Source organism: Parasedimentitalea denitrificans (genome assembly GCF_011813015.1).
Lineage (GTDB): Bacteria > Pseudomonadota > Alphaproteobacteria > Rhodobacterales > Rhodobacteraceae > Parasedimentitalea > Parasedimentitalea denitrificans.
Genome location: NZ_QHLQ01000028.1, coordinates 1 through 22,211, shown reverse-complemented (window position 1 = coordinate 22,211; position 22,211 = coordinate 1). Strand labels below are relative to the sequence as shown.

The window sequence follows — 22,211 nt, the reverse complement described above, 5'->3', positions numbered from 1 at the left end:
GTGACATATCGGGCGGGGCTTGGAAAGTAGACGGGCTGCATTCTCTGAGGGACGTGCTTGACCTTGGGGAGGCGTAAAGCGCCTTCCCGGGGGGAAGGTCAGGCGCGGCCCGGCGATGCCGGGCTATAAAAAAGGGCGCCCCGTGGGACGCCCTATATATCACTGATCCAAGAAGCTCCGCAGCTTTCTGCTTCGGCTTGGGTGCTTCAGCTTACGCAGCGCCTTGGCCTCGATCTGACGGATCCGCTCACGGGTAACCGAGAACTGCTGGCCAACTTCTTCCAGTGTGTGGTCGGTATTCATGCCGATACCAAAACGCATCCGCAGAACACGTTCTTCACGCGGAGTAAGGGATGCCAGCACGCGGGTAGTGGTTTCCTTGAGGTTTTCCTGAATGGCGCTGTCCAGTGGCAGCACGGCATTCTTGTCCTCGATGAAATCACCCAGCTGGCTGTCTTCCTCGTCGCCGATTGGCGTTTCAAGGCTGATCGGCTCTTTGGCGATCTTCATCACCTTGCGCACCTTCTCCAGCGGCATTTGCAGCTTGGCGGCCAGTTCTTCTGGTGTTGGCTCACGACCGATTTCGTGCAGCATCTGACGACCTGTACGGACCAGCTTGTTGATGGTCTCGATCATGTGCACTGGAATACGGATGGTGCGCGCCTGATCGGCAATCGAGCGGGTGATCGCCTGACGGATCCACCAAGTCGCATAGGTCGAGAATTTATAGCCACGACGATATTCGAACTTGTCCACCGCCTTCATCAGGCCGATGTTACCTTCCTGGATCAGATCCAGGAATTGCAGACCACGGTTGGTGTATTTCTTGGCAATCGAGATCACCAGACGCAGGTTGGCCTCGACCATTTCCTTTTTCGCCTGACGGGCCTCTTTTTCGCCCTTCTGAACCTGCTGCACGATACGGCGGAATTCAGAGATATCCAGACCAACGTACTGACCCACTTGAGCGATGTCAGCGCGCAGTTCTTCGACCTTGTCAGTGGAGCGCTCGATGAACATCTTCCAGCCACGGCCAGGCTTTTCGCCCATTTCTGCCAGCCAGTTGGGGTCCAGTTCGCGACCACGATAGGCGTCGACGAATTCACGGCGGTTAATGCGAGCCTGATCGGCCAGTTTCACCATCGAGCCGTCAATCTGCATGACACGGCGGTTGATGCCGTACAGCTGGTCAATCAGCGCGTCGATACGGTTGTTATGCAGGTGAAGCTCGTTCACCAGCTCAACGATTTCAGAACGCAGCGCCTGATACCGGGCCTCATCCTGTTTGCTGAATGACCCATCTTCGTTCAGGGTTGCCGAAATCCGGCTATCCTGCATTTCCGACAGTTCGGCATAATCCGACGAGATCCGCTCTAGGCTGGTAAGAACCTGATCCTTGAGCGCGGCTTCCATCGCGGCCAAGGACAGGTTGGCCTGATCATCTTCATCGTCGTCATCGTCGTCGGTGCTGATCGGGTTGCCGTCAGCGTCCAATTCCTGAGCGCCTGCTTCGGGCTTTTCAGTTTTGGCCGCGTCAGCATTTGCAACAACCGGTTCCTGAGGCGTTCCGTCCTCGTTCATCGTGTTGCCAAATGTGGTTTCGAGATCGATGACGTCGCGCAGAAGAATGTCTTCGGTCAGAAGTTCGTCATGCCAAATAGTGATCGCCTGAAAGGTCAGTGGGCTTTCACACAAGCCAGCGATCATGGTGTTACGTCCGGCCTCAATCCGCTTGGCGATGGCGATCTCGCCCTCGCGGCTTAGCAGTTCAACCGAGCCCATTTCACGCAGATACATGCGTACCGGGTCATCAGTACGGTCTAGCTTCTCGGATGTGCCAGTGGAAACAGCAACTTCGCGAGCACCTTCGGTGGTAACCAGATCGGTCGCGCCCTTCTGTTCTTCCTCTTCGGCCTCTTCGTCCTCGATGATATTGATGCCCATTTCAGAGAGCATCGACATCACGTCTTCGATCTGTTCCGAGCCTACCTGATCAGGTGGCAAAACCTTGTTCAGCTGATCGTAGGTGATGTAGCCCTTCTCGCGGGCCTCAGAGATCATCTTCTTGACGGCGGCCTGGCTCATGTCCAGAGAATTTTCAGGTTCCTGGTCGTCACGTTTGCGGTCGTCGGTGTCTTTGGCGGCCATTCAATGCTCCTACAGGCGTTAAGGGCGATTCGGTCTCAGCGAATCATTAGCGCGATCTACTGATTCGTCGACCCGTTTACCCGGTTTTTTTAAGGACTTCCTTACGAAAACGACTCAGCTGCGTTTTCGTGAGAAGTTGATTCCATCTGTTAGCGAGCTCAGCAGGTCGCGTTCTTCTCTGTTTAGACGCGCCCCGTTGTCCGCAATATCATACTGCGCCCTGTCTTCGTTCTCGCTGCGCACGGCCTTGTTTCTGGCCTCAGCAGCCTGTCCTAAACGCCACGTCACAGCCTCATCCGCCAAACCGCTCAGGTCCTCTTCGGCCTCGGCAAGTTCGGCATCCAGCCCTTGCCGTGCTTCGATCTTGGCAAATTCTTCGCTCAACATCAGGCTGGCGATCTCTAGATCACCGGGTTTGCGCAGACAGGGGCTAATTGCCACATGGCGAAGCGCATGCAGGTTTTCAAGGGCGTAGGGGCCCAAAGCATAGAGAATTTCATCATGCACCCGATCGGGGGCATCCATTCCATAGCGCAGGATCAGGTCGCGCATGATGGCATGATCCGGGTCCGCGCAGGACATACGTTCGAAATTCGCCTCAAACTCAACAATCACCGCCGGAGTGGCAATGGCACTGGCCAGAATAACCGCCTCGCGCATCGCAACGGCCGCGCCTTCGTCAGCCGCAGCCAACATCGAGCTTTTGGTGCTGGCCAGCGGTTGTGGTACCGGCTTGCCCGGCTTCCATTTGCTGCGCGCGCCGTCCTTGAAACCGCCAGAGGGATTAAAGGCTGCGCGCTGTGGTTTGCGATTGCCACGGAACAGCTCCCAGCGCATTTCCTTTATGTCGTCGCCATAGTGTTTGCGGATCGACGGATCACGGATCAGTTTGACCTTTTCACGCAGGCTTTTGTCCAGTGCTGCCTTACGTTCGGGGCTGTCGAACACTTTGCCTTCGGTTTCTCGCTGCCACAGCAGTTTGACCATGGGCATTGCCTGATCCAACAGCGACTGAACCGCCTGTGGCCCCTGCGTGCGGATCAGATCGTCTGGATCTTTGCCCTCGGGCATCATGGCGAACCGCAAGGATTTGCCTGCCTCAAGAAGCGGGAGCGCCAGATCAATCAACCGCATCGCGGCGCGCAAACCTGCGGTATCGCCGTCCAGCGCAATGATCGGCTCATCCGCGATGCGCCACATCATCATCAACTGGTTTTCGGTGACCGCAGTGCCCAGAGGGGCCACAGCAGCCTCGAACCCGCCATCAGCCAGTGCGATGACGTCCATGTACCCCTCGGCCACTAGCAGTGGTTGCCCCTTGCCAGCAGCGGTACGGGCGGGCGCGTGGTTGTACAAGCTGCGGCCTTTGTCGAACAATTCCGTCTCGGGTGAGTTCAGGTATTTGGCGTTGTCATTGGGATCCATCGCGCGGCCGCCAAAGGCAATGGCACGGCCACGGGCATCACGGATCGGGAACATGATGCGGTTGCGGAAGGTGTCATAAGGCTTGCCGCCCTTGGACGACGGTTTGGCCAGCCCTGCCCCGATGATCAAATCTTCGGCAACACCTTTGCCGCGCAGGTGATCCCACAGGTTCTGCCAACCGTCAGGGGCAAAGCCGATCTCCCAGCGTTCCAGCGACTGCGCCGGCATACCGCGCCGATCCAGATATCCACGCGCATCATGAGCCCGGCCAGTGTTCAGTTGCAAACGAAAGAACTGAACCGCCTGCTCCATCACATCCGCAAGCAATGTGCGGCGGTCCTGTTTCTGTTGCGCCTTGGGGTCGCGAGCGGGCATTTCCATGCCTGCTTCGGCCGCGATGATCTGCACTGCCTCCATAAAGCCCACGTTTTCGGATTCCTGCACAAAGCCTATTGCGTCGCCTTTGGCCTGACAGCCAAAGCAATAGTAAAACCCTTTGCGGTCATCGACGTGGAAACTGGCAGATTTTTCATGGTGGAAAGGGCAAGGCGCCCACATGTCGCCCTTGCCCATGTTGGACTTGCGTTGATCCCACATGACCTTTCGCCCGACAACCTGGCTTAGGCTGACGCGGGTACGCAGTTCATCAAGGAATCCGGGAGGCAGTGACATAAGGGTAATGTGCCAGAAAATAGACGCAGTTCCAAGCCCACGGCGGGTCTGGATTGGCGCGGATTACGGAGAAAGGTAGCGTCTTACTGGATCTGGTCCAGACAACGTTCTTTCCAAACTGCGCCCAGATCCTCGTTGCGGATCACCTTCATCTTTTGCTCATAAATCCAAGGGGCAATCAGCGGAATAGTTGCATTGAAATTTTCAGGCCAGGTTGGCTCAGAAGCGGCAAGTGTCTCGCTTACTTTGCGCTCCTTCACCCTATCTAGGCGAGCTTGTTGGATCGCAGCCACAACATCCGCTTGGTAGCCACAGCTTTCCTCGGCCGTTACAGCCGCCATCACAGGGGAAGCAATCACAGCGGACAAAAGCGCAGCGCTTAGCGTGGTCAGGGTCTTCATCAGGCAGCTCCGTTGAATCAGTTTATTCGCGCCAGACTAAAGCGCCCGTCACAAAGTGGGAACCGGTTTTCGCGGAAGACGGTGCAAGACCGCCTATCCCCGAGCAGCAACCCCTGCCATCGCTGTTTTCAGATCATGCACCAATGTGCGCGCCATGGATCGAAATACCATAATCTGAAGGGCATCCGGCCCTATGCGCGTAATAGATGCCATCATATGCGCCAGCTCAGTTCGAACAGTATGGCCCTGTTTGAAGTTTTGTCGCCGCAGATCCACTGGTGCCAGCCGCGCCAGAACATCCGCCGCCCCCTTGCCTTCTAGCCGCACCACAGCCCAGCCGTCGCTTTGGTCTGTCAGGGCTGCAAATTTCGCCAGTTCAATCGCGGCAGCTGGCCCCTGCAGCAGAGCGATACCCTGCCCAAACCAAATTGCACGCGCGTCGGCCTTAACTGTGCTGCGGTTTATTGCTGGGAAATCCAAACCATGCGCGTCCTTCAACGCCGCGTTCAGCGCCTCGTCCTGCCCAGCATAGGGCGCAATCGAGGTCATCGCCACAGGCAGATCCTCGGTCAGGGTGACATCACCGATGGTCACCGGCAACAGCCCGTCGCAGGGCGTCATCGCAATTAGATCATCCACGGGATCGACCTCCATCTGGATCAAAAAACACAGGATCGACCACTTCGCACAACGCATCTATGCCACGCATATGATCCACCAGACGCACCTCATCCCCGATGCGATCCGGGCCATTTTTCAGGAATGCCAAGGCGACAGAATGGCCCAACGTCGGCGAAAAGCCGGCCGATGTCACATAGCCCTGATCATAGATGCGCTCGACAGGATCGTCCGGATTAAACAGATGCGCGCCTGCGGTCATCTGTTTGACAGGGCCAACAGGTTTCAACCCGACCAACTGCTCACGGCCGTCATCCATCAAGCCAGGACGAGTCGACATAGCCTTGCCGATAAAGTCCTTCTTCTTGGACATCATACCCTGCATTCCCAAATCAAAGGCCGTGACTGTGCCGTTCAACTCGGCATGGGTCAGGAAGCCTTTTTCGATCCGCAGCACGTTCAGGGCCTCCATGCCATAGGCACCGCCGCCCAGCGCTTTTGCCTGTTCGATCAGTGCCCGGAACAGGGCATCACCATAGCGCGCCGGAATTGCGATCTCATAGGCCAGCTCGCCCGAGAACGAGATCCGGAACAAACGCCCCTGCACGCCCAGAACTTCGACCTCGCCACAGGCCATGAATGGCCAACTGGTGTCGTCGATCTGTTCTTTCAAAAGACCATTCAACAAATCACGCGAATTGGGGCCGGCGACGGCAAACTGCGCCCATTGTTCAGTGACCGAAGTGATCTGCACATCCCATTCTGGCCGCAGCGCCTGACGCACAAACTCCAGATGCGCCATAACCTGTCCCGCGGCAGCGGTCGTGGTGGTCATCACATAATGGTTCTCGCCCAGTCGGGCGGTGGTGCCATCATCCATGACAAAACCATCTTCGCGCAGCATCAGCCCATAGCAGACCTTGCCCTGCTTTAGCGTGCTAAAGGTATTGGTATAGACGAAATCCAACAGCTTGGCTGCGTCCGGTCCCTGAATGTCTATTTTGCCCAGCGTCGACACATCGCAGACGCCGACGTGGTTGCGCACCAGCCCAATCTCGCGATCACAGGATTGTCGCCAAGTGTTTTCGCCTGTCTTGGGGAAATAGCTGGCGCGATACCACAGCCCCACTTCGATCTGCTCGGCTCTCATTTCACGGCTTGCCCGGTGCGAGGTCAGAAATCGCTGCGGCTTACAGCCCTGTCCCGCCGCTCCTGCACCCATCGCGGCAATCGACACCGGCGCAAAAGGTGGCCGGAACGTGGTAGTTCCAGTTTCCGGTATCCCACGCCCGGTGGCATCCGCCAGCACCGCCAGCGCCGCCACGTTTGAGTTTTTGCCCTGATCGGTGGCCATGCCTTGGGTGGTATAGCGCTTCATGTGCTCGACCGAGCGGAAGTTCTCGGTCGCCGCCTGTTTCACATCCTTGACGGTGACATCGTTCTGGAAATCCAACCAGGCGCGCCCCTTGCCCGGCACCGCCCACAGGGCCGTGACGCGATACAGGTCATTCTCGGCCTGCGGCAGAGTTACCTCAGACTGTTTGATCTCAAGCTCTACCAGCGCCTCCACAGCAGCCGCGGCTCCCTCGCGCAATGCCCCGGCGGTCGAAAACTCACCATTACACGCCCCAGCACAGGTCAGCCCCGGCACCGTGCCCGGAGCTGGCACAAATCCCGCTATGTCCCGGTTCCATTGTGGTCGCCCGTTCAAATGACAGGTTAAATGCAGGGATGGGTTCCAGCCCCCCGACATCGCCAAACAGTCGGTCTGGATCTTTTCTTCCCCAGCGACGGAACGCACAGTGATGCTCTCGACCCGCTTGCGGCCAGAACTGCTACAGACCTGCGCGCCCTTCATCACCGGGTACAGGTTGCTGTCCGGCGCATCGTGACGGCTGTCGATGACCATAGCGACATGTACACCTGCGTCGACCAAATCCCGCGCGGTACGATGGGCCTGATCATTGTTGGCAAACACGGTCACGTTCTGTCCCGGCGCCACGCCCCAGCGGTTCAAATAGCTGCGCACAGCACCCGCAGTCATGATGCCTGGGCGATCGTTATTGGCAAAGGCGACTGGACGTTCAATTGCCCCGGCAGCCAGCACCGCCCGCTTGGCCACAATCCGCCAGAAGCATTCACGCGGCAGCCCTGCCCGGCGGCTGTGGTGATGGCCGACCCGCTCCAGCGCACCATAGGTGCCCTGGTCATAGGCCCCGGTCACAGCTGTACGTGTCATCAGGCGCACATTGTCCATGTTATCCAGCTCTTCCAACATCTGTGCGATCCAATCGGCTGCCGGCTTGCCGTCGACCTCCTCCACCTCGGACAGCAAACGCCCCCCCATATGCGCATCTTCCTCGGCCAGGATCACATCCGCCCCCGCACGACCTGCGACCAGCGCTGCCATCAATCCGGCAGGCCCCGCACCAATCACCAGTAGATCACAAAATGCATAGGCCTTTTCACAGGCATCCGGGTCCGCCTGTCGTGACAAAGCACCCAATCCAGCTGCCTTACGAATGATCGGCTCGTATAGCTTTTCCCAGAATGCCGACGGCCACATGAAGGTCTTGTAATAAAACCCCGCACCAAAGAACGGCGCTGCAAGATCGTTGACCGCCTGCACATCGTAATCCACCGAAGGCCAGCAGTTCTGGCTGCGCGCCTCCAGCCCCTCAAATATCTCTTGCTGAGTGGCGCGAATATTTGGGTCCTGCTGCGCGCCAGACCCGATGGTCACCAGCGCATTCGGTTCTTCACTTCCTGCCGTCAAAATACCACGCGGACGGTGGTATTTGAATGACCGCCCCACCAGATGCACCCCATTTGCCAACAGGGCCGAGGCCAATGTGTCTCCCTCTAGCCCCATCATGTGGCGTCCATTGAACGAGAAAGTCACCGGCTTTGCGCCCTGCATCAGCCCCTTGCCTGCAATCCTCATCGCTTGCCCCCCAGTTCTGCACCCGAGGCCAACCGGGTTGAGACCACTTCATGGCTCACTGTATTGCGACACACTTCGATCCAAGCGCCACACCCCATCTCGTGATACCATAATTCTTTGGTTTCACTGGCTGGATTGTCCCGCAGGTGGAGATGGTCGTGCCACTCATCCAGCCCTGCGCCCACATCAGGCCGCGCCAAAGCTGCGCCTTTGACATAAAATTCGCGACGATCCCGCTCACCGCAATTTGGACAGGTGATCCTCATACGCCAGCCCTCTTCTTTTTGCTAAAACTACTCCGGGGGTGAGGCCGCAAGGCCGAGGGGGCAGCGCCCCCTATCCGCCTCCGAAGACCTGGATCAATGCAAATTATGCTGCGCACCAGTCGCCTCCTCATCCATCAGCCCATGTCCATCACGGAACCGGTCCAGCCTGAACTTGGTCGCCGCACCATGTGGGCGGTCGGTGGCGATCAGATGCGCATAGGCATTGCCTGAACCGGGGATCGCTTTGAAGCCGCCGTAACACCAGCCGCAATTCAGATAGAGACCTTCGATACCCGAATGGTCGATAATCGGAGAGCCATCCGGCGTCATGTCCATAATGCCACCCCAGCTGCGGAGCAGTTTTGCCTTGCCCAGAGCCGGGATCATCGCCTGCATTGTCTCCATCGTGTGTTCCACCATCGGAAGATTACCGCGCGCCGCATATGAGCTGTAGAAATCCAGATAGCTGCCAAACACCAACCCGCCTTTGTCGGATTGGCTGACGTACAGGTGACCTTCGGCAAAGGACACAACGTGATCCAGTACCGGCTTAATGCCCTCGCTGACAAAGGCCTGCAGCACATGGCTTTCGATTGGCAATCGCATACCCGCCATCGCGGCGGCTTGCCCCGAGCGTCCAGCAGCCGCCAGCGCGACTTTTTTGGCTCGGATTACTCCGCGACTGGTTTGAACGCCCTTGACCTTGCCATTTTCAATGTCGATTCCAGTGACTTCGCAGTTCTGGATCAGGTCCACGCCGCGCTGATCGGCCCCGCGGGCAAAGCCCCAGGCCACTGCGTCATGGCGGGCAGTACCTGCACGGCGCTGTAACAAGCCACCCAAGATAGGAAAGCGCGCATTGTCGTAATTGAGGATTGGCACCATTTCTCGCAGGGCGTCGCGACTTAGCAGTTCGGCATCATCGCCCTGATTGATGATCGAATTACCGCGCCGCACCATGGCGTCGCGCTGACCGTCGTTGTGGTACACCATGATTTGCCCCCGCTGGGACATCATCACGTTGTAGTTCAACTCTTCCTCCAGCCCTTCCCACTGTTTCAGTGAGTGGGAGTAGAATTCGGAGTTGCCAGGGAGGTAGTAGTTGGCCCGCACTATGGTGGTGTTGCGACCAACGTTGCCGCCGCCCAGATAGCCCTTTTCCAGAACGGCTATATTGGTGAAACCATGTTCCTTGGCCAAATAGTAGCCCGTGGCCAGCCCATGACCGCCACCGCCGATGATCACCACATCATATTCAGGCTGTGGCTCAGGGTCCCGCCAATGCGGGGTCCAGCCCTTGTTGCCTGTCAGCCCTTCCTTGAGCACCCGCCAGCCTGAAAAACGCATGGCTCTCCTCCAAATTCAAACACCGGGAGGTTGATAATTCCACCACCACTTCCCCAACAATATTGCTATCTGCTTTCGCACGCGGCTCCTACCCCCTTTGAGCGTTCCCATGACACTCTGGCATCTTCTTGCTCGCACAAACGCACAGACTAGGCACTTATGTCTAGTGCAAAATACAGCATCACACCTCCTACTCTTGCTGCAGGCCTCAGCTCCCTATTGCTCAACGGATTAAAAAGCACTTGGGCGTATGGCCTAAAACAAAAACGGCGCGCTGATGTCAGCGCGCCGTTTGTATTAAATGCAAGGAGACCTACAGCCCCTTGGCGCGATAGCTGGAAGCGACTTTTCCGATTGAAACCAGATACGCAGCTGTCCGCAGGTCGGTGACGTCATCGCGGCTGTGCCAGACATCCCGCATCGATTGATAGGCAACCCGCATGGTGTCATCCAGACCAGAGCGAACCAGCTCTAGCTCACCCGCGCCACGCAGATATTTCTGCTTAAAGTCGGGGGACATTTTCCACTGACCTTCCATCACGTTCTGCAGCTGCTCCAGCTCGTCGATGACCAGCTGGTGGCGCGCCTCTTCCTGACGGCGCTGCATCCGGCCAAAGCGGATGTGCGACAGGTTTTTGACCCACTCAAAGTAGGACACTGTCACACCGCCGGCGTTGGCGTACATGTCAGGGATGATCACGGCGCCTTTTTTACGCAGGATCTCGTCTGCGCCAGCAGTAACCGGGCCATTCGCAGCTTCGATGATTAGTGGAGCCTGGACACGGGCCGCATTGGAGAGATTAATCACCCCTTCCAGCGCAGCAGGTACCAGAATATCACATTCAGCTTCGAGCAGAGGTGAGCCATCTTCGGAATAGGTTGCATCCGGGTAACCCTTGACGCCACCGTGCTGGCCAATCCACTGGCGCACAGCTTCGACGTCCAGACCATTGGCATCATACAACCCGCCATCGTATTCGATGATCCCGATGACTTTTGCGCCATCTTCTTCGCTCAGGAACTTGGCGGCATGGTAGCCCACGTTACCCAGGCCCTGCACAATAACGCGCTTACCATCCAGAGTGCCGGTCATTCCGGCCTGCTCCATATCGCGCTGATCGCGGAAGAATTCCTGCAACGCATATTGCACGCCACGCCCGGTGGCTTCGACACGGCCAGCAATACCGCCAGCGTTCAGCGGCTTACCTGTTACACAGGCTCGCGCGTTGATGTCAGTGGTATTCATGCGCGCATATTGGTCGGCGATCCATGCCATTTCACGCTCGCCCGTGCCCATGTCAGGCGCAGGAACGTTCTGGCTGGGGTGGATCAGGTCACGCTTGGCCAGTTCATAGGCAAAACGGCGGGTGATCCGTTCCATCTCATGTTCTTCATACTGGCGCGGGTCGATACAAAGCCCACCTTTGGACCCCCCAAATGGCGCCTCGACCAGCGCACATTTATAAGTCATCAGCGCCGCTAGCGCCTCTACCTCGTCCTGATTAACGCCCAACGAAAAGCGGATACCGCCCTTGACCGGTTCCATATGTTCGGAATGCACTGAGCGATAGCCAGTAAAGGTCTGGATCTCGCCGCGTAGGCGGACACCGAAGCGAACGGTATAGGTGGCGTTACAGACCCGGATTTTTTCCTCTAGACCCGGCGGCAAGTCCATCAGGGCAACTGCCCTACTGAACATCAGATCCACGCTTTCACGGAAACTGGGTTCGTTGAGATTGCTCATAGGCTATTCTCCCTGATGTAAAAAACGACTCGTCTTCATTAATATTTGCACGTTATGACGACTTTTCTAAAATGTGCGACCTTTTTAAGCATTTACTTTTAAAAAACCTGTTTTCTCGGCATTTTGAGAACGCCCACACCCTAACCCAAACCGCAAACCAGCGGCGCATTAGCGATACTCGCCACTCATATTACCTTAATTTTATGATCAATTTGAATGTTTCCGCCGCAAGATCGCCCCATTTCCGCCTTCTTCATCAAGCATTAACACTTCAACGAATTCTAACAGTATCCATACGGGACCTTTGCCACCCAAGGGCCGGAGAGGACTGCAATGCGACTGCGACTACGCCAGACAACTGCCCTATCAAAGACAGCGGTTTACCGCTGCAGAATAGCCTTGTGCAGATATGCAAGGGACGAGAGCGGTGTGCTGATAAAGCCTACCTTAGCCATTTTCCTGTCCATGCTTGCGGTTGGCGGTGTTGGCGTCGATTTGATGCGCATGGAGCGCGACCGGACTGAATTACAGTATACTCTGGACCGTGCAGTTCTGGCGGCAGCAGATCTGGACCAACCCCTGTCGCCTGCTGCAGTTGTGATGGATTACCTGTCAAAAGCGGGCTTGAGCGAATACTATCAAGCCCCATACGAAGACCCAGACAACGGCTTTGGCTATCGCAAGGTGAGCAGCACAGTCAACACTGACTTCGAAACACACTACATGAATTTGACCGGAGTGAGCAGCATTCCGATCTATGCCTCTTCAACAGCGGAAGAGAGCATTGATGGGTTGGAAATCTCGTTGGTGCTGGATGTTTCAGGCTCGATGAGATCAAACAGTCGCCTAACCAACCTGAAGGTGGCAGCCAAGGAATTCATCACTACCATGGTGGCCAATACCACCCCTGGCAAGATGTCGATTTCTATCGTCCCTTACGCCACTCAGGTGTCTGGAACAGATAAATTGTTTGAGCAGTTTACTCTTACAGACGACAACGATTACTCCAACTGTATCAATTTCACCGACGATGATTTTCGAACCACCTCGCTTTCCACCGAAATCCGGCATGAACGCACGATGCACTTTAGCCCGTGGACAAGCCGCGACGGCCGCACCTACTATTCCACGCCGAGCCTTGTTAGCTCACCGGTCTGTGTTGCTGACGACGACCGCGAGATGCTGCTGTTCGAACAGGATGAAGCAACGCTTAAGAACTTCATCAATAACCTTGTAGCCACCGGAAACACATCAATTGATATTGGAATGAAGTGGGGCAGCGCCCTGTTAGATCGATCAACCCAACCAGCAATTGAAAAGCTTACTCAGGGCGTTGGCGCTACAATCTCCGCCGATTTCGCCGACCGTCCGTCCCGTTATGACGATCCGGACACTCTAAAGGTTGTTGTGCTCATGACCGATGGCCAGAATACTTCGCAGTATTTCATCGAACCAGAACATCGCAGCGGAGATTCTGGCATCTGGTATAATGCAACTGCTAAACGATATTCATCGTTCTACCAGTATTACGACGACAAGTATGGGGTTGGCTATTATTGGGACGACCCCGGCTACGATTACCGTAGCAGCAACTGGAGATCACACCCCTACGGTGACCATGAAACAGGGGATGCCGTGCGGCTGAGCCAAGCTGAGCTTTGGGCTTATACCGGGTTAAAATACGTCTACAAATACATCTACAACGACTGGATGCACAGCGACGACGCCAAGGCTGAGTGGTATTATGGTGTCTACGACTATGTAAGGTCTTCAGAAAAGAACACCCGCACCAAGGCTATCTGTGACTCAGCTAAGGCGCAGGGTATTATTGTCTACACGATCGGATTTGAGGCGCCCAGCAGCGGCCGGGCAGTCCTAAAAGACTGCGCCAGCTCTGACGCGCACTTTTTTGATGTAGACGGACTGGAAATCTCGGAAGCCTTTGCCTCTATTGCAACGTCGATCCGCCAGCTGAGGTTGACCCAATGATTACACGCACCTTACAGTCGTTACGCAAATTCCGGGGCCGTGAAGATGGCAACGCCACAGTGGAATTCGCAATTGTCGTGCCTCTCTTTCTAATGGTTTTAGTGTCCACAGTTGAATTGGGGCTAATCACTATCAAGCAGACAATGCTGGAACGCGCATTGGACCAAACCGTTCGTGACATCCGACTAGGGACTGGTGCGGTACAGCAGCATAACGACATCCGAGACAGCATCTGTGCAAGATCCGGTTTCATTGACAATTGCTCTACTTCACTGCGCCTAGAGATGGTGCAGGTGGACCCCTATAACTGGGTTGCGATTGACGAAACTCCTGACTGTATCACCGCGGTCGAAGAAGTGCAGCCGGTTCGCAGTTTCACCAGTGGGCAGTCCAATGAATTGATGTTCATTCGGGCCTGCATGAAGTTCAACCCCATATTCCCGCAATGGGGGCTAGGAGACAGTCTGCAAAAAGACGGCGACGGTCGTGTCAGCCTGTTTGCCTCGTCAGCATTTGTTCAGGAGCCGAGGTAATCATGAAACGTTTCGTAAAGCCCATCCTTAAGGCCTTTCGCCGTGACACTGATGGATCCGTGTCAATCGAGACCGCATTCTATCTTCCGGCCCTGCTTCTGGTGTTTGCGGCAATCTATACCTATTTTGATGCCTTCAAACAGGAAAGCGCCAACCTAAAAGCCGCCTATACGATTTCGGATCTCATCTCTCGTGAGACCAATGCCGTTAACAACGACTACATAGACAGCATGCACGCACTGACCGAGGTGCTGATCCGCGCTGGATCGACAATCTCGCTGCGTATCTCGGTAATTCGCTGGGATGAAGCTGACAATCGCTACTACGTTGACTGGTCCGTCAATCGCGGCACCCAGATGCTTTCTTGGACGGATGCCACGATCAGCGAAGTTGAGAGTAGGTTGCCTACTATGCCCGATCAGGAACGTGTCATTCTGGTGGAAACCCAAAACGCCGTCGACGCAGCCTTTAAAATTGGGCTGCCGGATATGAACATCTACAACTTTGTATTCACCCGGCCACGTTTTGCTCCGCAGATTGTCTTTGAGGGCAGTTTAACAGCCGGCGGCACACACAATGATGAAGTCGACGTCGAACCCATCGACTAAGACTACAGCCGACCATCACCACCCTGGCTGCGCATCGCAACCATTGCAGCCAGGATTTCCGATGCAGCCTTGCTTTGCGATCCGGGCGTCACGCCGCCAACGCCAATCCGGCGCCCCATACGCCAGTACAGCCCCGGCTGCCAGATGCGGCTGCCCGGGGTTTTGGTTCTGATCAGGAATCCATTTGAGGGCTTGAAAGCAAAGAAACCGCGGTCGATGTTTTCAATATCATCAATCCGCGCGATCACGTTACCATCAGAACAGCGCAGCTCGGTCTCAGTCAGCTCAATCGTGAAAGCAGTTGCCTGCCACATACGTGCAGCCAGCCAGATGGTCGCCCCCCCAACAACCAGTAAGAATAGCAGCCATCCTGCTGACGGAGGCGTGGACAGTGCCACATAGAGAACCAAAGCGCCGACAGAGCCCAACATGCCAACGCCCATATAGCGGCGAGCCTCTGATGCCCTGATTGTTGCTACGATTTCGTCGCTCATGTTCCACTCCCCATTCAATTGAACGCGGCAATAGCGCGAAATTGAGACCACGAACAGCCCTTGCAATAGAGAGGCAGCGATGCTTGCAATTTAACACCCACCCAATTGCGCTGCAAGCATTTGAATGTATTGCATGATTGCCCGCCGCTCGATAGCCTCCCCAAATGGTATGGCCCAACAACACTCCGCCCCAACGTGATGGCGACGCCGACGCAGGCATCGACGTCACAGACGACTTTGAGGGCTTTGCCCAGCGCAACGATATTTTCACCCGCGCCTTTTGGGATGACAGGGTCATGTCGAAACACAGCGCCAAGTTCTTTGCCTCATACCGGATGGAAGCCGCGCCACGCCGGGGAGACGGATTTAGCCGCCGCGATTTTGCCCTGCGCAACGCATCCTGGCTGATCTCGGACATTGTATCTAATCGCACTGCGGAAGCAGGGTTGCGTCAGGGGTTTCAAGCACAGATCCAATCTGACACGCCTGTCGCGGAAGAAACCGTTGACGTAGATGACCCAGCGCGAATGTCAGCCGAAATCAAACGCATCGCCAAATTCTTTGGCGCCGATCTTTGTGGTGTCACCGATCTGGATGAACGCTGGCTATATACCAGCCGTGTTGACACCCGCGATATGTCTGACGCGCCGCATGACTTACCAGAGGGCCTGAACACCGTGATCGTACTGGGCCATGAAATGGATCAGGATCTTGTCGCGACTTACCCTTCGGCCCTTGCCGGGGCAGCCACGGGGCGCGAATACAGCCACGAAGCGTCGATTGTGATGCAACTGGCTGCTTATATCCGAAATCTGGGATATGAGGCAGTGCCGTCGATGAATGACACCGGTCTGGTCATTCCATACGCAGTCAAAGCCGGTCTGGGTGAATACGCCCGCAACCAGATGGTTATCACGCCCGAATTTGGCCCCCGACTGCGGTTCTCTAAGATCTTTACCAACCTGCCGCTGGCGCATGACAGCGCCAAGCCCAAGGGGGTTCGGGACTTTTGCGATATCTGCACCAAGTGCGCCGATGCCTGCCCGGTCAAGGCCCTGCCCTTTGGCCCTCCTGAAGTCGGCGGCAGCAATGTCTCGGCGATCAAAGGCGTGCGCAAATGGACGTCGGACGCTGAGAAATGCTTCTCGTTCTGGGCCAAACTGTCGTCGGACTGCGCCATCTGCATGCGGGTCTGCCCGTTCAACCGCGACTATTCCCAGTATCGCCACCGATTGTGGCTTAGACTTGCCTTGTCGCCGTTGCGACGTCTGGCCCTAAGGCTTTCCAAATCCCGCGGCGGACGGACAAAACCCGGAGAGTGGTGGACCAAAAACGCCGACTAGCCTATTCCCATCTGGTAGCTAACGCCAAGGATGATGATGCCAGACACCCGCCCCATAGCCCTGATCACCGCCCATGGCCAGCCATCTGACCCGAACCCGCCCGAAGCGGCGCTGGCGCGACTGGCGGCACAGGTGCAGGATTTGTTGCCAGAATGGCAAATCCGCTCGGCTACCCTATCCGCACCCGGTCGGTTCAAAGCGGAACTGACGCCCGGTGTTATCATCTATCCGTTTTTCATGGCCCGAGGCTGGTTTGTGGGCAAGGTTCTGCCCCGACGAATCGGCGATATCCCGCATCAGATGGCCTGCCCCTTTGGGTTAGACCCAGCCCTGCCCGCTCTTGTAGCCGCAGCAATAGACCACGAAGTGGCTCAGCGTGGTTGGACAGGTCAGGATTACGACCTGCTCTTGGCTGCGCATGGCTCGGCGCGGGGACCAAAGGCGGCTGAGGCGGCGAATAATTTTGCAACAGCCCTACGCCCTCTGCTGCCACTGGCCCGGATCGCCACCGGATTTGTGGAACAGGCCCCGACGATTGAAACCGCCGCGAGGGGATTGAAGGACCGAGCGCTTTGCCTCCCCTTTTTCGCGCAATCCGGCGATCACAGCCGAACCGACATTCCCCAATCGCTGACCGCAGCAAGTGTCCACGACGCGCCGCTGCAAGTGACCGGAGCCCTCCCCGGCACCGCAGCACTCATTGCTCAGGCGCTCCTGAGCTGCAGGCGTACGGCCGAAATCCGATAAAAAATTCAAACAACCGCGTTCTGACGATAATTGAGCCCTTGCACGCCTCGGACGCTTGTGATTAATCACGACACACACCATAGGCGGCGAGTTGGCGGAGTGGTGACGCAGCGGATTGCAAATCCGTGTACACGAGTTCGATTCTCGTACTCGCCTCCAATCTTTTCAATGACTTAGCAGGCACCGCAACCCTTATCATGGGGCTACCATGGGGCCGAACTTGAAACAATTCACCCGCGGAATCAGAGTGTAGCGCGCTGCTGCCATCCGGAAGCACCAACGAAGTCTGACGGACATATTAGTTATCCAACTCTGCTGGCATGAAGGTTCTTTGGAATGGTGATGCATAGAGCGGCAAATGGCAGTCCGCCGAATCTGCATCCTTGATAGTCAGATATAGACGTTTGGGATCACCAGCCGGGTCGATGTGGTCGAAACCGATGTCCCTGTAGACTTTCATGCGCCTGTCAAAATCATCGTCGTCCAGAACATCCGTCACGAAGGCCTTGGTTCCAATACTGTCCGCCACATCAATACAACGGCGACGGCATCCGCCATTAAGGCACCGCCTAGTCCCTGCCCCTGTTGGGATTGATCCATAGCCAAAGCCACTAGATAAACGACCGGACCCGGGTGCCTGTCTCAACGTCGCGCCAATATACCAGCAGCTTCCGCAATTTGGATAGAACGAGCACACAGACCGTAGGCGCCCACGACCTTCGCGTCTTCACTTTTTACAGCACACCAGACCCGAATTCTGTTTTCGTTGGTCGGGTCTTTGGAGCTTAGTTCCCAAAGCAAATTACAGAGCCACCATAAGCGTTACATTGCACGTAGCTTGGCGGTTGGTAGCTCTGACCACGAAACTGAAACTTTGGAAACGCCCCGTCCGACGTCCCACATTGAACTGTCATTGAGTACCATGTGATGGGGCCTGGCATTAAATCCGCAAAAATGCCTCCGGCGTGGCTTTCACTATCGATTACTTGATATGGGCCGTTACAGGCTTTTGCAGCCTGAGCCATGCACTTGTTGGACTTTGTCTTGCACTTTGAATGAACCAACTTGTCACCAGAAGGTGCTTGAATGATTTCGACAGGTGCAGCGGTTGCGACTGACGCAATTGCCGTCGCCCCAATTAATGCCAAACAAATGAACTTCATGGATATTTCCTACCTGGTATCAATCTAAATGACTCAAGAAAAATGCCGCTTCTTGCAGGTTGCGGTTGATTTGGAATTCAATCAAGTCTCTTGTATGCGTTGTATAGGGATTGGATTTGGTCGCCGTCTAATTCGAAGTCTAACCGGATACCGTGCCCAGATGATCACATGCATGTCCATCAAAGGAGCGGAGTGTGCAGTCTTTCAAGGACCATGAGCAAGAGTTATTGAAAGAACTACTCATGTTGAGAGTGAATTTCGTCGTGATTGGTGGCGCTGCAGTCGGGTTGCACGGTCACCGTCGAGACAGGAAAGACCTCGATATCTTAGTTTCACCAGAAGACGAGAACCTTGATCGCTTAGTGGACCTAGACCTCACATGGCGTACGTTCAGGCAACGGGATATTGACGATTGGAAGGTTAGCTCCGAGGCAATTCAGATGCCTATTCGAGGAGTCGACCTGCTGAAGAGCACCTGCTCTGTCCCAATAGAGAAAGTGTTCTCTGAGCGCGTTATCTTTGAGGTCGAGGGACTGAGCATTCCAACAATCTCCAAGGCCCACTTGATCACTGAAAAGCGCTGCACTGCGACTGAGACCGATTTGACTGATGTTAAAGCCCTTGAGGGGTGCAAAAAGATATAGCACAGAAAAGGAGAATTTATGACTGTTATCGATGACGTAATTGATCTCGTGAAGAGGATTTCCCCTGAATGTATATGCGACGACTGTCTCGCGGAGAAATTAGAATTGTCTGTCAGGCAGCACGCTAACCACAAGACGCGGGAGCTTGAAGCCTCCAGTGGCTTTGAACGTTCCAAGCGTGCTTGTTCCGTTTGTGGCGGCTGGAAGCTCTCGATTAGCGCTACACGCTAGTCCAACAAAGGAGGATTTTGATGTTCAAATGGTTTTTTAGAATGCTACTTCTGTGCATTGTAGGAGTAATTGGCTTCGCTACTTTCGGCTGGCATCAAAAAGGCCTGCTCAATATCCCCCATTTGCCTGAAGGCGCATATGCGTTTTCGCGTGGAGGGTTGAGAGGTGTTGTTTTTGGCCAGGAGGTTTCCAATCCAACAGGAGTAGAAAGCCCTAAGTTTTTTCGGCAACTCATCCATGTCAACCCAGAGAGAATGTATCTCAGCCTACCTCTTCAGGTGCCACATTGGCTCGAGGATACATGGTCGAACTGTACTCCTCCGACCGGCAATGAAGCCGCCGACTTTGAGCAATCTATGCCGGACGACTTAAAGCGAAACTTGGTTGGTGCTCGGCTTGATGCCGTTTGTAGAATTAATCTAGAGAGTGAAGAAGTGTTGCGCGGTCTGCTTTATTCCATTCCAAATTTATAATATCTCGCGGCTTACATATCAGTTCGAAATCAGACACTCGGCGAATATTACGCGGTCACAGCGACTGGGCTGCTGGTCTAACAAAAGAGGACGTGAATGCTACTCAGTGAATCCTATGAACCGGGAACGTTTATTCCCTACCTCATTCTTATCTTTGATTTAATCAAGGGGATGTCGTGGCCCCTCGCAGTAGCGGTTGTGGCTTACTTTTTTTCTAGCGAATTGAAGGATCTTATTCCAAGGGTCTCCCATGTTGGGAAGGATGGAATCGTGATTTCGCCACCGCATCAGGTGGTGCCGGAGTTGAAAAAAGTTGAATCCGTTGAGCCTTCAGATAAGCTCCTCAAAGAACTGTCTGACCCAAGTGCCATAGTATTGGAAGAAGAAAATAGGCGATCCTTGGAGGCGGTGACCGACGGAACCAAGGAGGACCGATTACTTCGCGCTCTGACTATTCAGCAGATGTATTTTGGGTTCGCACGAGCTTATGCAGACATCTTTGGCAGTCAAATCCGGGCATTGAAAGAGCTCAATAGTAATGGGAAAACTCGCTCCGAAGCGGAGGCTCAGTTTGCTGATTTGAAGAAAGAACTTCCTGTCTTTGAGAAATGGTCTTTAGATAGTTATATTAAGTTTCTCTGCGATTGGAATTTCATCGAAGAGAAAAATGGGCGGTTCGAAATTACACTGACCGGAAGGAATTTTTTGTTGTACCTTGTCGAGTTTGGCTTGTCTGAAGATCGCTTAAACTGAAGATCCGACATGGGAGGCACGACAGCATATGGTGCAGGAGCCGGTAAACCCTATTGAATATTTGGAGTACGGATTTGTGCTTGCTTGTGAGCGCCATGAAGAAACGTACAGACGCTGGCGGTCGCTGCATGGTAAATTGGAAGCTATGCAACGTGAGCCGATAGCTCATGACGCTGGTGTTGGAGATGGGCGAATCGATTGCCTTCTTCGCGAGATGGAAAATGACCAACTCAGTTTTGTGCGAGAAACGGGTGTAAGTGGAGGGTACCCGTTTAGTCGGACACGGCTGCAGATCCAACTTACGCGATATTGGATAGTGAGCGCAGGAGAAATGTTACGTTCTGTGCGAAAAGCAACGGAAGAAGGGCACCCAAACCGTTCAAAACTTTCTAAGTTGACGCAAAGGTTTGGGGCGTACCGAATGATGATTTCAAAGCAGACGCCTCAACAAGGGTCGAAGAAAAATCGACCAATTACCCTTCCCGATGGTGAAGAATACCGTGGGGAGGGATTTTATGCCGTCAAGCCAATGATCGACAATGAAACCGGATCTATCGGCTTCGTTGTTTATGATGGAGAATCCAAACAGAAGAGGGATGAGCCGCGTAAGGCATTATCGGATATGCTTTTGGATTTTGGTGAAAGCCTTCCAGACCCCAAAGCGGTCTGACGTCAGCGATTTGCCAGTCCGATAAGGGAGGAGTGCGACCCGCCACGAAAGGGATGCTATCGTTGCAGGCCGCGTTCCCGCCGCCCAAAGCAGGTTCTAAGAAAAGTAGGCGAAGAATTCGAACTGTCCAGTCAAGCAGTACCGGTATCCATATCGGCGCTCTCCCCAGTCTCTGCATAAACGTAGTGTTATCAGCCTTGCGTTGGGTTTCTCAGATAACTCTCTACAATTCTCAATGCCGAATCTGGCGCCTTATCTTCAATGCTGTTGAGAAGGGATTTGCCGCGTTCTTTCCAGAAACCGTCCGGTACCAACGCATACTCAAGGGAGGCTAATAGGACTTTTAAATCCTTGATCCGATGGGGAACCCTCAAAATGAGCCTAAGGTCGGTTCGTTCAAACGGCTCTTCATATTCATTTGAGCGCATAAAGTTGTGCCCCTGAATATTGTTATCCAAAAATGTAAGTGTCTTTGTTCGCAAAATATCGTGTTTGTCTAGATTTTCAACGCCATCGGCAAAAATTTCAGACTGAGTATTTCGATCGAAGGGGTGGTCCTCAATAGTTTGAACAAACTTCGCCCAAGCCTCCCACTCGTCGAAGAGCTTCTTTAGCTCAGCCATTACCCATGCGCGATTCGAGTTCTTGAAAGCAAGCATTTCGCGCTTTTTCTCTTGGTAAGCCAATGTATGTTCCTCCAAATTGCCGAGTTGTATAATAGTGAGACCGACAATGCTTCTGCTGCGTCCAATAGCAGTCAAATTTCATTCAACTACTCAGACGTCTACGACTGCTCCTTTTACAGTTCGTAAACGGAATTTGTAAGCCCAACAAAGGAGAAGATGAAGATGACAATACGCGCTTTCAGATTGTTAGTTGCCTTGATCTTTTTGGGTTCCCCAGCTGTGCGTCGGCAGAGTTTTTGGGTCCAAAGGCGGCCTAAACTAAGTGAGAGTTTGGCTCATCTGGTTGGTTTGATTATGCGGCGCGTTGCCTGT

General features: G+C 54.6%; 20 protein-coding genes and 1 tRNA gene. 10 read left to right on the top strand and 11 right to left on the bottom strand.

All coding sequences use genetic code 11. The features are described 5' to 3' along the window. Window positions 1-159: 159 nt before the first annotated feature. From rpoD to DL239_RS19145, 8 genes are all read right to left on the bottom strand, one after another. Window positions 160-2,148 carry an RNA polymerase sigma factor RpoD gene (gene rpoD, locus DL239_RS19180; protein ID WP_167685718.1) on the bottom strand — a complete coding sequence of 663 codons (1,989 nt, stop codon included), beginning with the start codon at window positions 2,146-2,148 and terminating at the stop codon, window positions 160-162. Window positions 2,149-2,262: 114 nt separating this feature from the next. Beyond that, on the bottom strand, window positions 2,263-4,245 hold the full coding sequence (gene dnaG, locus DL239_RS19175; protein ID WP_167685717.1) for a DNA primase: 1,983 nt from the start codon (window positions 4,243-4,245) through the stop codon (window positions 2,263-2,265). Between the two features lie 83 nt (window positions 4,246-4,328). Beyond that, the gene (locus DL239_RS19170; RefSeq protein ID WP_167685716.1) at window positions 4,329-4,646 is read right to left on the bottom strand and encodes a hypothetical protein; all 318 of its coding nucleotides are present in this window, start codon (window positions 4,644-4,646) and stop codon (window positions 4,329-4,331) included. Between the two features lie 93 nt (window positions 4,647-4,739). Next, window positions 4,740-5,285 carry a sarcosine oxidase subunit gamma gene (locus tag DL239_RS19165; RefSeq protein WP_369410593.1) on the bottom strand — a complete coding sequence of 182 codons (546 nt, stop codon included), beginning with the start codon at window positions 5,283-5,285 and terminating at the stop codon, window positions 4,740-4,742. Further along, window positions 5,278-8,208, bottom strand: coding sequence for a sarcosine oxidase subunit alpha family protein (locus tag DL239_RS19160; protein ID WP_167685714.1), 2,931 nt, complete (start codon window positions 8,206-8,208; stop codon window positions 5,278-5,280). The genes DL239_RS19165 and DL239_RS19160 overlap by 8 nt, the downstream gene beginning before the upstream one ends. Further along, window positions 8,205-8,474 carry a sarcosine oxidase subunit delta gene (locus tag DL239_RS19155; RefSeq protein ID WP_167685713.1) on the bottom strand — a complete coding sequence of 90 codons (270 nt, stop codon included), beginning with the start codon at window positions 8,472-8,474 and terminating at the stop codon, window positions 8,205-8,207. Before DL239_RS19155 ends, DL239_RS19160 begins: the two co-directional genes overlap by 4 nt. Before the next feature lie 93 nt (window positions 8,475-8,567). Beyond that, window positions 8,568-9,821 (bottom strand): sarcosine oxidase subunit beta family protein, encoded by a 1,254-nt coding sequence (locus DL239_RS19150; protein WP_167685712.1) that lies wholly within the window; start codon window positions 9,819-9,821, stop codon window positions 8,568-8,570. A gap of 313 nt (window positions 9,822-10,134) precedes the next feature. Further along, entirely contained in the window at window positions 10,135-11,565 is a 1,431-nt protein-coding gene (locus DL239_RS19145) for a Glu/Leu/Phe/Val family dehydrogenase (RefSeq protein WP_167685711.1), read from the bottom strand. A gap of 333 nt (window positions 11,566-11,898) precedes the next feature. Here DL239_RS19145 and DL239_RS19140 point away from each other — a divergent pair, with 333 nt between their 5' ends. The 3 genes from DL239_RS19140 to DL239_RS19130 are packed head-to-tail and all read left to right on the top strand — an operon-like array spanning window position 11,899 to window position 14,695. Further along, the gene (locus DL239_RS19140) at window positions 11,899-13,554 is read left to right on the top strand and encodes a pilus assembly protein TadG-related protein (RefSeq protein ID WP_167685710.1); all 1,656 of its coding nucleotides are present in this window, start codon (window positions 11,899-11,901) and stop codon (window positions 13,552-13,554) included. Further along, on the top strand, window positions 13,551-14,087 hold the full coding sequence (locus tag DL239_RS19135) for a TadE/TadG family type IV pilus assembly protein (RefSeq protein ID WP_167685709.1): 537 nt from the start codon (window positions 13,551-13,553) through the stop codon (window positions 14,085-14,087). The genes DL239_RS19140 and DL239_RS19135 overlap by 4 nt, the downstream gene beginning before the upstream one ends. Window positions 14,088-14,089: 2 nt before the next feature. Beyond that, the gene (locus tag DL239_RS19130) at window positions 14,090-14,695 is read left to right on the top strand and encodes a TadE/TadG family type IV pilus assembly protein (RefSeq protein WP_167685708.1); all 606 of its coding nucleotides are present in this window, start codon (window positions 14,090-14,092) and stop codon (window positions 14,693-14,695) included. 2 nt (window positions 14,696-14,697) lie between these two features. Here the strand turns inward: DL239_RS19130 and DL239_RS19125 are convergent, their stop codons facing one another. Next, window positions 14,698-15,189, bottom strand: coding sequence for a hypothetical protein (locus tag DL239_RS19125; protein WP_206188540.1), 492 nt, complete (start codon window positions 15,187-15,189; stop codon window positions 14,698-14,700). Between the two features lie 164 nt (window positions 15,190-15,353). Here DL239_RS19125 and DL239_RS19120 point away from each other — a divergent pair, with 164 nt between their 5' ends. The 3 genes from DL239_RS19120 to DL239_RS19110 all read left to right on the top strand — a co-directional run bounded on the left by DL239_RS19120 (window position 15,354) and on the right by DL239_RS19110 (window position 17,438). After that, the gene (locus DL239_RS19120) at window positions 15,354-16,532 is read left to right on the top strand and encodes a 4Fe-4S double cluster binding domain-containing protein (RefSeq protein WP_167685707.1); all 1,179 of its coding nucleotides are present in this window, start codon (window positions 15,354-15,356) and stop codon (window positions 16,530-16,532) included. Between the two features lie 36 nt (window positions 16,533-16,568). Beyond that, window positions 16,569-17,279: a CbiX/SirB N-terminal domain-containing protein gene (locus DL239_RS19115; RefSeq protein ID WP_206188539.1), complete on the top strand. Its 711-nt coding sequence runs from the start codon at window positions 16,569-16,571 to the stop codon at window positions 17,277-17,279. An 85-nt stretch (window positions 17,280-17,364) separates the two neighbouring features. Then, window positions 17,365-17,438 (top strand) — tRNA-Cys (locus DL239_RS19110). A 139-nt stretch (window positions 17,439-17,577) separates the two neighbouring features. Here DL239_RS19110 and DL239_RS19105 read toward each other — a convergent pair. Next, the gene (locus DL239_RS19105) at window positions 17,578-17,808 is read right to left on the bottom strand and encodes a hypothetical protein (RefSeq protein WP_167685705.1); all 231 of its coding nucleotides are present in this window, start codon (window positions 17,806-17,808) and stop codon (window positions 17,578-17,580) included. Window positions 17,809-18,684: 876 nt separating this feature from the next. Between DL239_RS19105 and DL239_RS19100 the strand changes: the two genes are divergently transcribed. The 4 genes from DL239_RS19100 to DL239_RS21530 all read left to right on the top strand — a co-directional run bounded on the left by DL239_RS19100 (window position 18,685) and on the right by DL239_RS21530 (window position 21,213). Beyond that, on the top strand, window positions 18,685-19,086 hold the full coding sequence (locus DL239_RS19100; RefSeq protein ID WP_167685704.1) for a hypothetical protein: 402 nt from the start codon (window positions 18,685-18,687) through the stop codon (window positions 19,084-19,086). Between the two features lie 251 nt (window positions 19,087-19,337). After that, window positions 19,338-19,790, top strand: a complete 453-nt coding sequence (locus DL239_RS19095; RefSeq protein ID WP_167685703.1) for a hypothetical protein — start codon at window positions 19,338-19,340, stop codon at window positions 19,788-19,790. 96 nt (window positions 19,791-19,886) lie between these two features. Next, complete coding sequence (locus DL239_RS19090; protein ID WP_167685702.1) at window positions 19,887-20,543, top strand: hypothetical protein; 657 nt, start codon at window positions 19,887-19,889, stop codon at window positions 20,541-20,543. A gap of 31 nt (window positions 20,544-20,574) precedes the next feature. Then, window positions 20,575-21,213, top strand: coding sequence for a hypothetical protein (locus tag DL239_RS21530; protein WP_206188538.1), 639 nt, complete (start codon window positions 20,575-20,577; stop codon window positions 21,211-21,213). Between the two features lie 191 nt (window positions 21,214-21,404). Here the strand turns inward: DL239_RS21530 and DL239_RS19080 are convergent, their stop codons facing one another. Continuing rightward, a complete protein-coding gene (locus tag DL239_RS19080; RefSeq protein ID WP_167685700.1) occupies window positions 21,405-21,899 on the bottom strand; it encodes a hypothetical protein in 495 nt (164 codons plus the stop codon). Between the last annotated feature and the right edge of the window lie 312 nt (window positions 21,900-22,211).